Genomic DNA, 12,138 nt, shown 5'->3' with positions numbered 1-12,138 from the left:
GAGCGGCGCCAGGCCGAGGCCGGCCAGGCTCGCGAGGGCGGTGACACGGCCCAGGTAGGCGGGGTCGGACTGGGTCTGCAGCAGAGCCGCGCACAGGGCGCCGCTGAGGCCGGCGAGCAGCCCGACGAGCAGGGCTGTGCCGACGGCCACGGCGACGCCGGGTGCGTAGGCGAGGGCGCCGATCGCGACCGAGCCCGCCAGGATCGTGTACGCGGCGACGTGCCCGGCGTACGGCAGCCGCCCCCGTACGGTCAGCAGCAGGGAGGCGGCCCCCGCTCCGGTGCCGAACCCGGCGAGTACCCAGCCCATCCCGGCGGCGCCCCAGCCACGCTCGTCGGCCAGCAGGGCCAGTCCGACGTTGAGCGGGCCGACGAAGCCGAGGTCGCCGAGGGTGATGGCGATCATCAGCGGGGCGAGGACGCGGTGGCGGCGGATGTAGCGCAGGCCGGCCACCAGATCGCGCCAGGCGGTGCCGCCGGCGGCCGTCGCCTTGTCGTCGGCGGGCAGGTCCCGCATCCGTACGGAGACCAGTAGCGGCACGGACACCGCGATCAGCAGGGCGGCCAGCCCGAACGCCGCCGCCGCGCCGCCCAGCGCTACTCCGAGGCCGCCGAGCGGGCCGCCGACGACGCTCGCGAACCGCATCCCGAGGCCCCGCATGCCCTGCACGCGCGCGAGCTGGCCGCGGGACGTCACGCGCGCGGGGAGGGCTCCCACGGCGGGCATGAACACGGCGTCGACGGTGCCGAAGACCACGGCGAGCACGGCGAGCGGCCACAGCCCGGGGTCGGTGACGAAGACCAGTACGGCCACGGAGAGGACGGCCGCGCAGCGCACGACGTCACTGCCGATGACCACCCTGCGGGGTCCGAACCGGTCGGCGATCACTCCCCCGCCCAGCATCAGCAGCGCCCGCGGCACGGCGCTCACCGTCATCACCAGGCCGGCCTGCGTGGGCGTTCCGGCCTGGACGGCCGCCCAGGACAGAGCGAGGTAGTAGACGCTGTCGCCGACCATCGAGGAGGTGTAGGCGGCGAGCCAGCGCAGGACGTTGGGGTCGCGGTGAGCGGGTCTGTCGGTGGCCTCGGCCGGGGCGATGAGGGCGGTCACGGGTGTCCTCTCAGGCGCGGAACGGGAATCCGTACACGTGGATGGCGACGTTCTCGCGACCCTGGCTGTCGCCCGCTTCTTCGGCGGTCCTCCCCCTGGCCTGGTACTTCTTGATCAGGGTGTCCAACTCGTCCTGGAGTTCAGCGAGTTCCGCGGCGGTCAGGCGCGGGAGGTACTCGGATTCCAGGCTTGCCGAGCGCCACTCGTCGCTCCAGGACTCGGACTCGTCGAGGTAGCGCCGGTAGAACGCGGCCCGCTGTTCCACGAGCGTGCGGCTCAGCGCCCCCTGCGCGGCGAGCTTCTCCGGCGCGTCCTTGATGTCCTCGTGGCGAATGGTGAGGCCCTCCGAAGCGGGCCGCCACCAGCGTTCGCGCCCGTCCGCGCTCTGCTGTTCGGCCTCCTCGATGAGCCCGTGCTCGGCCAGCTTCCGCAGGTGGTAGCTGACCAGCGAGACGGCCTCGTCGACCTGCTCGGCGAGCTGTGACGCGGTCGCGGTGCGGGCGATGTACAACGCCCGGTACAGACGCAGGCGCAGCGGGTGGGCCATCGCCTTCAGCGTGCCCATGTCCGAGATCCGGTGGTTCTCCTGGCTTGCCATGCCCCAACCGTAGATACGAAAGAAAAATTGCGCAACATGTTTTGCGCAATTTCTCTTTCGCATCTGCCCATGAAGAAGCCCCGGCCACCCGGTGGCCGGGGCTCACGACAACGGCGTCACCTCACGGGGTGCCCGGCCCCCCGCAACGTCTCCTTCACCTCACCGATCCGCAGATCGCCGAAGTGGAACACGGACGCCGCCAGCACCGCGTCCGCGCCCGCCCTGATGGCCGGCGGGAAGTCGGTCAGCTTGCCGGCGCCGCCGGAGGCGATGACGGGGACGGTGACGTGCATGCGTACCGCCGCGATCAGCTCCAGGTCGTAGCCGTCCTTCGTGCCGTCCGCGTCCATCGAGTTGAGCAGGATCTCGCCCGCGCCCAGCTCGGCCGCCCGGTGCGCCCACTCGACCGCGTCGATGCCGGTGCCCGTGCGGCCTCCGTGCGTCGTCACCTCGAAGGAGCCGGACGGCATACGGCGCGCGTCCACCGACAGCACCAGCACCTGCCGGCCGAACCGCTCGGCGATCTCCCGGATCAGCTCGGGACGCGCGATGGCCGCCGTGTTCACGCCCACCTTGTCCGCACCCGCGCGCAGCAGCTTGTCGACATCCTCGGCCGTACGGACGCCGCCGCCGACCGTCAGCGGGATGAACACCTGCTCTGCCGTGCGGCGCACCACGTCGTACGTCGTCTCACGGTTGCCCGACGACGCGGTGATGTCCAGGAACGTCAGCTCGTCGGCGCCCTCGGCGTCGTACACCTTGGCCATCTCGACGGGGTCGCCCGCGTCGCGCAGGTTCTGGAAGTTGACACCCTTGACGACCCGGCCGTTGTCCACGTCCAGGCAGGGGATGACTCGGACCGCCAGGGTCATGAATCCACGGCTCCTCTGAATGCTTCTATCTCGACTTCGACCAGGATGCGCGGGTCGACGAAACCCTCCACGACCAGCAGGGTCGAGACCGGGCGCACCGCGTCGAAGAGCTCCTTGTGGGCGCGGGCGACGTCGTCCACGTCGCGCGCGTGGGTCAGGTACATCCTCGTACGGATCACGGACTCGACGCCGAGCCCGAACTCACCGATCGCGTCCAGGGCGGCGGCGAAGGCCGTCCTGGCCTGCTCGTAGGGGTCGCCCTCGCCGTACAGCACACTGCCCTTGAAGGACGTCGTACCCGCCACCAGGACGCGGTCCCCCGCCGCGACGGCACGTGCGAAGCCGAAGGACTCTTCCCAGGGACTTCCGCTCTGCACGCGCCGCACGGCTTCGGACGACGTCATGACGACACAGCCTCCAGGGCCTCTTCCAGGGTGAACGCCTTCGCGTACAGGGCCTTCCCGACGATGGAGCCTTCGACACCGAGCGGGACCAGCTCCGCGATGGCCCGCAGGTCGTCGAGAGAGGACACGCCGCCGGAGGCCACCACCGGACGGTCGGTCGCCGCGCACACATTGCGCAGCAGCTCCAGGTTAGGACCCTGCAGCGTGCCGTCCTTGGCGATGTCGGTCACCACGTACCGCGCGCAGCCCTCGCTGTTGAGGCGCTCCAGCGTCTCGTACAGGTCGCCGCCGTCGCGGGTCCAGCCGCGGCCGCGCAGGGTCGTGCCGCGTACGTCGAGACCGACCGCGATCTTGTCGCCGTGCTCGGCGATGACCTTGGCGACCCACTCCGGGGTCTCCAGGGCGGCCGTGCCGAGGTTCACCCGGGTGCAGCCGGTGGCGAGGGCGGCGGCCAGCGACGCGTCGTCCCGGATGCCGCCGGACAGCTCCACCTTGATGTCCATCGCCCCCGCGACCTCGGCGATCAGCTCACGGTTGTCGCCGGTGCCGAACGCGGCGTCCAGGTCGACCAGGTGCAGCCACTCGGCGCCGGAACGCTGCCAGGCGAGGGCGGCCTCGAGGGGAGAGCCGTACGACGTCTCCGTGCCGGACTCGCCGTGCACGAGGCGGACGGCCTGGCCGTCACGGACGTCTACGGCGGGGAGGAGTTCGAGCTTGGCCATGTCTCTACAGGGTTCCGATCCAGTTGGTGAGGAGCTGGGCTCCGGCGTCGCCGGACTTCTCGGGGTGGAACTGCGTGGCCCACAGGGCACCGTTCTCGACGGCGGCCACGAAGGGCTTGCCGTGCGTCGACCAGGTGACCAGGGGGGCCGTCATCGTCGGGTTCGTGGTCTCCAGGGTCCAGTCGTGGACGGCGTAGGAGTGCACGAAGTAGAAGCGCGCGTCCGCGTCCAGGCCGGCGAACAGCTCGCTGCCGGCCGGTGCCTCGACGGTGTTCCAGCCCATGTGGGGCACGATGTCGGCCTGCAACGGCTCGACCGAGCCCGGCCACTCGCCGAGGCCCTCGCTCTCGACGCCGTGCTCGATGCCGCGCGCGAAGAGGATCTGCATGCCGACGCAGATGCCCATGACGGGGCGCCCGCCGGACAGCCGCCGGTCGATGATCCAGTCACCGCGCGCTTCCTTCAGGCCCTGCATGCAGGCGGCGAAGGCGCCGACGCCGGGCACCAGCAGCCCGTCCGCGTCCATGGCCTTGTCGAAGTCACGCGTTATCTCGACGTCGGCTCCGGCGCGCGCGAGGGCACGCTCGGCGGAGCGGATGTTGCCGAAGCCGTAGTCGAAGACGACGACCTTCTTGGATGCGGTGCTCAACTCCACACCTCCAGCCGCAGTACGCCCGCGACGAGGCACATCGCGGCGGCGATCGAGAGCAGCACGATGAGGCCCTTCGGCATCTGCTGCTTGACGAAGGAGATGATGCCGCCGACCAGGAAGAGGCCGACGACGATCAGGACGGTCGACAGCCCGTTCACAGCGCGCCCTTCGTGGAGGGGAGGATGCCGGCGGCGCGCGGGTCGCGCTCGGACGCGTACCGCAGGGCCCGGGCCAGCGCCTTGAACTGGCACTCCACGATGTGGTGCGCATTGCGACCGTACGGCACGTGCACGTGCAGCGCGATCTGGGCCTGGGCGACGAACGACTCCAGGATGTGCCGGGTCATCGTGGTGTCGTACTCGCCGATCATCGGCGCCATCTTCTCGGGCTCGGTGTGCACGAGGTAGGGGCGGCCGGACAGGTCGACGGTCACCCGGGCGAGGGACTCGTCCAGCGGGACCGTGCAGTTGCCGAAGCGGTAGATCCCCACCTTGTCGCCGAGCGCCTGCTTGAAGGCGGCGCCGAGCGCGAGGGCGGTGTCCTCGATGGTGTGGTGGGAGTCGATGTGCAGGTCGCCCTCGGTCTTCACGGTGAGGTCGAACAGACCGTGCCGGCCGAGCTGGTCGAGCATGTGGTCGTAGAAGCCGACGCCGGTCGACACATCGACCTTGCCGGTGCCGTCGAGGTTGATCTCGACGAGGACCGACGTCTCCTTCGTGACCCGCTCCACGCGTCCTACGCGGTTCATGCGCTCTGCTCCTTCGGGAGTGTGGGGGTGTCCCCCACAAAGCTCAGTAGTTCACGTACCGCGTCGAGGAACGCGTCGTTCTCTTCGGGGGTTCCGGCGGTGACCCGCAGCCACCCCGGTACGCCGTTGTCGCGGACCAGGACGCCCCGGTCGAGGATCTGCTGCCAGGTGGTGTGCGCGTCCTCGAACCTGCCGAACTGCACGAAGTTGGCGTCGGACTCGGTCACCTCGTAGCCGATCGCCCGCAGCTCGGTGACCAGCCGGTCCCGCTCGGCCTTCAGCTGCTCGACGTACCCCAGCAGCGTGTCGGTGTGCTCCAGGGCGGCCAGCGCGGTCGCCTGGGTGATCGCCGACAGGTGGTACGGCAGCCGTACGAGCTGGACGGCGTCGACGACGGCCGGGTGCGCGGCGAAGTAGCCGAGGCGCAGGCCCGCCGCGCCGAAGGCCTTCGACATCGTCCGCGAGACGACGAGATTCGGCCGACCTTCGATCAGCGGCAGCAGCGAGTCGCCGTGGCTGAACTCGATGTACGCCTCGTCGACCACGACCAGCGACGGCTTCGCCGCCTGCGCGGCCTCGTAGAGGGCGAGGACCGTCTCGGGTGGGACGGCGTTGCCCGTGGGGTTGTTGGGGGTGGTGACGAAGACGACGTCCGGCCGGTTCTCGACGATGGCCTTCTCCGCCGCCGCGAGGTCGATCGTGAAGTCGTCGTTGCGCGGGCCGGAGATCCAGCCCGTGCCGGTGCCGCGCGCGATGAGGGCGTGCATCGAGTACGACGGCTCGAAGCCGATCGCGGTACGGCCGGGCCCGCCGAAGGTCTGCAGCAGCTGCTGGATGACCTCGTTGGAGCCGTTGGCGGCCCAGACGTTCGCGAGGCCGACCTCGTGACCGGCCGTGTCGGTCAGGTACTTGGCGAGCTGGGTGCGCAGCTCGACCGCGTCCCGGTCCGGGTAGCGGTTGAGGTTCCGGGCCGCCTCACGGACCCGCTCGGTGATCCGCTCGACCAGCGGCTCGGGCAGCGGGTACGGGTTCTCGTTGGTGTTCAGCCGTACGGGGACGTCCAGTTGGGGCGCGCCGTAGGGGGACTTGCCGCGCAGCTCGTCCCGTACGGGGAGATCGTCGATTCCGAAGTTCACTTGCTCTCAGGCACCTTCCACCCGAACCTTGCCTTGATCGCCGCCCCGTGGGCCGGCAGATCCTCCGCCTCCGCCAGCGTCACCACGTGATGCGCGACCTCGGCCAGCGCGTCCTTCGTGTAGTCGACGATGTGGATGCCGCGCAGGAAGGACTGCACGGACAGGCCGGAGGAGTGGCAGGCGCAGCCGCCGGTGGGCAGGACGTGGTTGGACCCGGCCGCGTAGTCACCGAGCGAGACCGGCGCCCAGGGGCCGATGAAGATCGCGCCGGCATTGCGGACCCGGTCGGCCACCGCGGCGGCGTCGGCCGTCTGGATCTCCAGGTGCTCCGCGCCGTACGCATCGACCACCCGCAGCCCCTCCTCGACGCCGTCGACGAGGACGATCGCGGACTGCTTGCCCCTGAGAGCCGGGACGATCCGGTCCTCGATGTGCTTGCTGGCCTCGACCTGCGGCTCCAGCTCCTTCGCCACCGCGTCCGCCAGCTCGACGGAGTCGGTGACCAGGACGGCGGCGGCCAGCGGGTCGTGCTCGGCCTGGCTGATCAGGTCGGCGGCGACGTGCGCCGGGTCGGCGGTCTCGTCCGCGAGGACCGCGATCTCGGTCGGGCCGGCCTCGGCGTCGATGCCGATCTTGCCGGTGAAGTAGCGCTTGGCGGCGGCGACCCAGATGTTGCCCGGGCCGGTGACCATGTTGGCGGGCGGGCAGGACTCGGTGCCGTACGCGAACATCGCGACGGCCGTGGCGCCGCCGGCCGCGTACACCTCGTCGACGCCGAGCAGCGCGCACGCGGCGAGGATCGTGGGGTGCGGCAGACCACCGAACTCGGCCTGGGCGGGCGAGGCGAGGGCGATCGACTCGACGCCGGCCTCCTGCGCGGGCACGACGTTCATGACCACGGAGGACGGGTAGACCGAGCGGCCGCCGGGCGCGTACAGGCCGACGCGGTCGACCGGCACCCACTTCTCGGTGACCGAGCCGCCGGGCACGACCTGCGTGGTGTGCGTCGTACGGCGCTGCTCGCGGTGGACGAGCCGGGCGCGCCGGATGGACTCCTCCAGGGCCGCGCGCACGGCCGGGTCGAGCTGCTCCAGCGCGTCCGCGATCGCCTGCGCCGGGACCCGTACCGATTCCAGCCGGACACCGTCGAACTTCTCGGCGAAGTCGATCAGCGCCGCGTCGCCCCGATGATGCACGGCCTCGCAGATCGGACGCACCTTCTCCAGGGCGGCCTGAACGTCGAAGTCGGCTCGGGGCAGCAGGTCGCGCAGGGCGGGGCCCTCGGGGAGGGCGTCGCCGCGCAGATCGATTCGGGAGATCACAGGGGTAATTCTCTCAGACCCGAAATGAGCGCTGTCCGCGCGTATCAATGGCTGATACAGAACCCCAGCTGAACCCGGAAGATCTTCTTCACGTCTAGCGTTCATGGCGTCACTCAGCGGGCATGAACGGTTGTGCGAAACCCATGAGTAGTTGAGGGGGATGGAAGAAACGTGACCGAGGGGGCCGGCATCCATGAAGGAGACCCGCCGGACGAGCTGACCGCCGCCGAGATGGGGATGTGGCAGGCCTTCCGCAACGGCAGTGTGTACGACCTGAGCAGCGGGGACACCGTCATCGACGATCCGCACGGCGGGCATCCCTGGGGGCCCGAGCGGACGGTACGCGCGCGTATCGTCTGCTGGCTGCTGCTGGACGGCCCGCCCGCCCTCGCCGGCCGCGTCTCGTCGCTGAAGCTGGTGGGCATGCGGATCAGCGGCACGCTGGACCTCGCGGGCGGCACCGTGGTGCCGTACGTCGAGATGAACGGCTGCCGCTTCGACCAGGAGGTCCGGCTGCCGGAGGCCCACTTCACGACCGTACGGCTGGTGGACTGCTCGGTGCCGCGGCTCGAGGCGGCCCGGGTGCACACCGAGGGCGACCTGCATCTGCCGCGCTGCCGCTTCCACAACGGCCTCCGGCTGACCGACGCCCAGATCGGTACGGATCTGCTGCTCAACCAGGCGGTCGTCTACCGGGACCGCAGCGGCCGTTCGGTCGCCGGGGACGGCATCACCGTCGGCCAGGACCTCCAGGCCGAGATGCTGGAGTCGCACGGCGAGCTGAGCCTGCGCAGCGCCAAGATCGGCGTGTCGCTGAGCCTGCGCGGCGCCCGGCTGGTCAACCCGTACACGCGGCTCGCGCTGAACGCCCCGCAGCTGACCGTCGGGCGCTCGCTGTACCTGACCCCGGCGGGCGTCGGCAGTCCGCTGCTGAGCGGCAGGACGCCCGCGCGCGGGACGCGGATCCAGCGGTTCGAGTGCCAGGGCGGGGTCCGGCTGGACGACGGGCGGTTCGGGGACGCGGTCGACCTGGAGCGGGCCCGGTTCGTCTTCACCGACGAGCAGGAGCTGTCGATGCGCCGCATCCAGACCCCCGAGCTCCGTTTCCTCGGGGAGCGGCCGGAGCGGGGCGGGGTCGTGCTGTCGGGGGCGCGGATCGTCAACCTGATGGACCGGGCGGACGCCTGGCCGGGCCCGGGCCGGCTGCACATGGGCGGCTTCAGCTACGAGAACCTCGTGCCGCGCGGCCCGTTCCCGCTGGACCAGCGGCTGGACTGGGTAGCGGCGGCGACCGCCGAGTACAACCCGGAGCCGTACGAGCGGCTGGCCGCCGTGCTGCGGGCCGGCGGCGAGGACGAGGACGCGCGCGAGGTGCTCCTCGCCAAGCAGCGCCGCCGCCGCGAGACCCTGCCGCCCGCGGCGAAGCTGTGGGGGTACGTGCAGGACTGGACGGTGGCCTATGGTTACCGGCCGGGCCGGGCCGCCGTGTGGATGGCGGTGCTGTGGGCGGTGAGTTCGGTGGCCTTCGCGTCCATCGACCCGTCGCCGCTCAAGGGCCGTGAGCATCCGGAGTGGAGCCCGGCCCTGTTCGCCCTCGATCTGCTGCTGCCGGTCATAGACCTGGGGCAGGCCGAGTTCTGGCACCTCAGCGGCGGCTGGAAGTGGCTGGCGGCGGCGATGATCCTGCTGGGCTGGATCCTGGCGACGACGGTGGCGGCGGGGGCGACGCGGTTGCTGCGCAGGAACTGACCTGTCACCCGGACGGCGCACAACCATCGCCGCTCGTCAGTGGTCATCACACCGCAACCATCAATTGCGCAACCACAACGGCGAGAACCCGGTCCGCGAGCGCGGCGCCGGTTTAGGCGCATAAGGGTGACTATGGCTCTGCTGCCTCTGTTCATCCGGCCCGTCCGGATGCCCCGCGTCGCGTCGCGCCCGGCCTCCGGGCTGCCCGCCGACGACGAGGTGCTGCTCGACGCGCCCGACGACCGGCTCGGACCGGCGCTGGTCGCGGCCGCGCGCGGCGAGTACGGGCCCGCGGCCCAGCTGCTCGCCGTGACCCGGGAGAACGCCGAGTGGGAGCACCGCGACCGGTACGCGAGACGGCTGGCGGCCTTCGCGGGCGCGCGCGCCGAGTGGCTGGACGCGTGGTGCGCGGCCGCCCCGCACGACCCGGACGCCCTGCTGGTCACCGCCCAGCTCGCGCTGGACCGGGCCTGGCGGTCCCCGGCGCGGGCGGAGCTGCTGCGCGATGTGAGCCCCTTGATCACGGCGGCGGCACGCGGCCACGACCGCGACCCGGTGCCGTGGCGGATCGCGCTGGACCACGCGCGCGGCGCGAACGCCGGGCACAAGTACGTCGAGGAGCTGTGGGAGGCGGCGGTCCGCCGCGACCCGCACCACTACGGCTGCCATGTGGCGGCCAAGCGGTATCTGGCGACCTGCTGGCACGGCTCCCACCACGAGTGCCTCGACTTCGCCGAGCGGGCCGCGCAGGACGCCCCGGCCGGCTCCCTCGTCCAGGCGCTGCCGGCACGGGCGGCCTTCGGCTATCTCACCGACGGCTGCGGGCCCGACATACCGAGGCAGCGGCTGGACGCGGCGGCGGACCGGGCCATCGCGCTCTCCGCGCGGTTCCCGGCGGCCGACCCCTGGCCGGCCGGGATCCGGAACCTGCTGCTGTACGTCCTGGTGCGGCTCGGACGCCGCGACGAGGCCCTCGCCCAGCTGCGGCTGATCGGCCCGTACGTCACCTCCTTCCCCTGGGACCGGGGGTCGGACGACCCGCTGAGCCTCTTCCTGAAGGTGCGCGCCGACGTCCGGTCGGCGCCCGCGCAGACGCCGCCGTATCCGCCGCCGTATCCACGGAGTGAGCGCGCCGGACGCGCCCACTCCGGCGACCACTAGGCTTCTGCGCCGTGACCACCGTCCGGCTTCCGCTCTTCCCCCTGAACTCGGTGCTGTTCCCGGGGCTAGTGCTCCCACTGAATATCTTCGAGGAGCGCTACCGCGCCATGATGCGCGAACTGCTCAAGACACCCGAGGACGAACCACGCCGGTTCGCCGTCGTGGCGATCCGCGACGGCCACGAGGTGGCCCCGAGCGCACCCGGCATGCCGGACCCGACGGCCCTGCCCCAGCTCGGGCCCGCGGCGGGCTTCGGCCCCGAGCCGCTCAAGGCGTTCAACGGGGTCGGCTGCATCGCTGACGCGGCGACGATCCGGGAGCGCTCCGACGGCACGTTCGAGGTACTGGCGACGGGGACGACACGTGTTCGTCTGCTGTCCGTGGACGACTCGGGCTCGTTTCTGACCGCGGAGCTGGAGGAGCTGCCGGAGGAGCCGGGCGAGGAGGCGGGGGCGCTGGCGGAAGGGGTGCTGCGGGCCTTCCGCCAGTACCAGAAACGCCTGGCCGGCGCCCGTGAGCGCTCCCTGTCGACAGCGGCCGAACTCCCCGACCAGCCCTCGGTCGTCTCCTACCTGGTGGCGGCGGCGATGATGCTGGACACCCCCACCAAACAGCGTCTGCTGCAGTGCCCGGACACCGCGTCCCGGCTGCGCGACGAGCTGAAACTCCTTCGCGCGGAGACGGCGATCATCCGTAACCTGCCGTCGCTGCCCGCGTCCGACCTGACGCGCGGCCCGACGAGTCTCAACTGACGTACGACGCTTGGGGAACAGCCGGACATGGCGAAGAAGTCGAAGAAGCAGCAGCAGGCAGGCGGCACACCGGCGACGGTGGCGCTCACGGCGGCGGGCGCGACGTACACGGTGCACGCCTACGACCACGATCCCGCCCACCCCTCGTACGGCGAGGAGGCGGCCGAGGCGATGGGTGTCTCGCCGGACCGGGTCTTCAAGACGCTGGTGGCGGACGTCGACGGGAACCTGACGGTGGCCGTGGTCCCGGTGGCGGGCTCCCTGGACCTCAAGGCCCTGGCCTCGGCGGTGGGCGGCAAGCGCGCGGCGATGGCGGACCCGGCCCTGGCGGAACGCACCACGGGCTATGTCCGGGGCGGTATCTCCCCGCTGGGCCAGCGCAAGAAGCTCCCCACGGTCCTGGACGCGTCGGCCTCCGCACACACCACGATCTGCGTCTCGGCGGGCCGCCGCGGCCTGGAGGTCGAACTCTCCCCGGACGATCTCGCCAAGCTGACAGAAGCGGTGCTGGCACCCATCGGGCGTGCGTGACCCCTCGACGCGGGTCCCTTCCTCGGTTAAGGAAAAGGGACATGTCGAAGAAAACACGGAAACGCAAGTGGCGCACCAAGAAGGGCCGCTCAAACCACGGAAGCCGCCCGGCCTGATCCCGTCCGCCCAGCGCGGACGTACCGCCGCCGCGACGGCACCCCACCCGCAGCCGCGTCAACCTGCGGGCAGCCGTGCCGCCGGGGCGGCCCCACCCACAGCCGTTCAAACTGCGGACTGTCGCGCCGCCGAGGCGTCCGCCACCCACAACCACCCAACTGCGGGCTCTCCCGCCGTTCGGGCGGCCCTCACCCACAACCACCCAGCCAGAGACACTCGCGCCGCCAGAGCGGCCCCCGCCCACAGCCCGCCCAGCCACAGGCG

The 12,138-nt window shown here is 71.5% G+C and carries 14 protein-coding genes; 4 read left to right on the top strand and 10 right to left on the bottom strand.

Annotated elements, in window-relative coordinates; translation table 11 throughout:
• The 10 genes from AQJ91_RS01520 to hisD form a co-directional block, all read right to left on the bottom strand.
• Nucleotides 1-1,110, bottom strand: a 1,110-nt coding sequence (locus AQJ91_RS01520) for an MFS transporter (protein ID WP_067015009.1), incomplete at its 3' end; no start/stop codon positions are given.
• Nucleotides 1,111-1,120: 10 nt separating this feature from the next.
• Nucleotides 1,121-1,708, bottom strand: coding sequence for an ArsR/SmtB family transcription factor (locus AQJ91_RS01515; protein ID WP_067015000.1), 588 nt, complete (start codon nucleotides 1,706-1,708; stop codon nucleotides 1,121-1,123).
• Between the two features lie 116 nt (nucleotides 1,709-1,824).
• A complete protein-coding gene (hisF, locus tag AQJ91_RS01510) occupies nucleotides 1,825-2,580 on the bottom strand; it encodes an imidazole glycerol phosphate synthase subunit HisF (protein WP_067014998.1) in 756 nt (251 codons plus the stop codon).
• Nucleotides 2,577-2,984, bottom strand: coding sequence for a RidA family protein (locus AQJ91_RS01505; RefSeq protein ID WP_067014996.1), 408 nt, complete (start codon nucleotides 2,982-2,984; stop codon nucleotides 2,577-2,579). The genes hisF and AQJ91_RS01505 overlap by 4 nt, the downstream gene beginning before the upstream one ends.
• The gene (gene priA / locus AQJ91_RS01500; RefSeq protein ID WP_067014994.1) at nucleotides 2,981-3,706 is read right to left on the bottom strand and encodes a bifunctional 1-(5-phosphoribosyl)-5-((5-phosphoribosylamino)methylideneamino)imidazole-4-carboxamide isomerase/phosphoribosylanthranilate isomerase PriA; all 726 of its coding nucleotides are present in this window, start codon (nucleotides 3,704-3,706) and stop codon (nucleotides 2,981-2,983) included. The genes AQJ91_RS01505 and priA overlap by 4 nt, the downstream gene beginning before the upstream one ends.
• Before the next feature lie 4 nt (nucleotides 3,707-3,710).
• The gene (hisH, locus tag AQJ91_RS01495; protein ID WP_067014987.1) at nucleotides 3,711-4,361 is read right to left on the bottom strand and encodes an imidazole glycerol phosphate synthase subunit HisH; all 651 of its coding nucleotides are present in this window, start codon (nucleotides 4,359-4,361) and stop codon (nucleotides 3,711-3,713) included.
• The gene (locus tag AQJ91_RS54285; RefSeq protein ID WP_199847820.1) at nucleotides 4,352-4,516 is read right to left on the bottom strand and encodes a hypothetical protein; all 165 of its coding nucleotides are present in this window, start codon (nucleotides 4,514-4,516) and stop codon (nucleotides 4,352-4,354) included. The genes hisH and AQJ91_RS54285 overlap by 10 nt, the downstream gene beginning before the upstream one ends.
• On the bottom strand, nucleotides 4,513-5,106 hold the full coding sequence (gene hisB / locus AQJ91_RS01490) for an imidazoleglycerol-phosphate dehydratase HisB (RefSeq protein WP_067014983.1): 594 nt from the start codon (nucleotides 5,104-5,106) through the stop codon (nucleotides 4,513-4,515). Before hisB ends, AQJ91_RS54285 begins: the two co-directional genes overlap by 4 nt.
• Nucleotides 5,103-6,242 (bottom strand): histidinol-phosphate transaminase, encoded by a 1,140-nt coding sequence (locus tag AQJ91_RS01485; RefSeq protein WP_067014981.1) that lies wholly within the window; start codon nucleotides 6,240-6,242, stop codon nucleotides 5,103-5,105. The genes hisB and AQJ91_RS01485 overlap by 4 nt, the downstream gene beginning before the upstream one ends.
• The gene (gene hisD / locus AQJ91_RS01480; protein ID WP_067014978.1) at nucleotides 6,239-7,564 is read right to left on the bottom strand and encodes a histidinol dehydrogenase; all 1,326 of its coding nucleotides are present in this window, start codon (nucleotides 7,562-7,564) and stop codon (nucleotides 6,239-6,241) included. Before hisD ends, AQJ91_RS01485 begins: the two co-directional genes overlap by 4 nt.
• Before the next feature lie 171 nt (nucleotides 7,565-7,735).
• Between hisD and AQJ91_RS01475 the strand changes: the two genes are divergently transcribed.
• The 4 genes from AQJ91_RS01475 (at nucleotide 7,736) to ybaK (ending at nucleotide 11,757) form a co-directional block, all read left to right on the top strand.
• Nucleotides 7,736-9,313, top strand: a complete 1,578-nt coding sequence (locus tag AQJ91_RS01475; protein ID WP_067014977.1) for an oxidoreductase — start codon at nucleotides 7,736-7,738, stop codon at nucleotides 9,311-9,313.
• Nucleotides 9,314-9,445: 132 nt separating this feature from the next.
• The gene (locus tag AQJ91_RS01470) at nucleotides 9,446-10,474 is read left to right on the top strand and encodes a hypothetical protein (protein WP_067014975.1); all 1,029 of its coding nucleotides are present in this window, start codon (nucleotides 9,446-9,448) and stop codon (nucleotides 10,472-10,474) included.
• 11 nt (nucleotides 10,475-10,485) lie between these two features.
• On the top strand, nucleotides 10,486-11,226 hold the full coding sequence (locus tag AQJ91_RS01465; RefSeq protein WP_067014973.1) for an LON peptidase substrate-binding domain-containing protein: 741 nt from the start codon (nucleotides 10,486-10,488) through the stop codon (nucleotides 11,224-11,226).
• A 27-nt stretch (nucleotides 11,227-11,253) separates the two neighbouring features.
• Nucleotides 11,254-11,757 carry a Cys-tRNA(Pro) deacylase gene (ybaK, locus tag AQJ91_RS01460; RefSeq protein WP_067014970.1) on the top strand — a complete coding sequence of 168 codons (504 nt, stop codon included), beginning with the start codon at nucleotides 11,254-11,256 and terminating at the stop codon, nucleotides 11,755-11,757.
• Nucleotides 11,758-12,138 lie beyond the last annotated feature (381 nt).

Source organism: Streptomyces dysideae (assembly GCF_001514305.1).
Taxonomy (GTDB): domain Bacteria; phylum Actinomycetota; class Actinomycetes; order Streptomycetales; family Streptomycetaceae; genus Streptomyces; species Streptomyces dysideae.
This window is presented reverse-complemented; position numbering and strand designations above follow the sequence as displayed.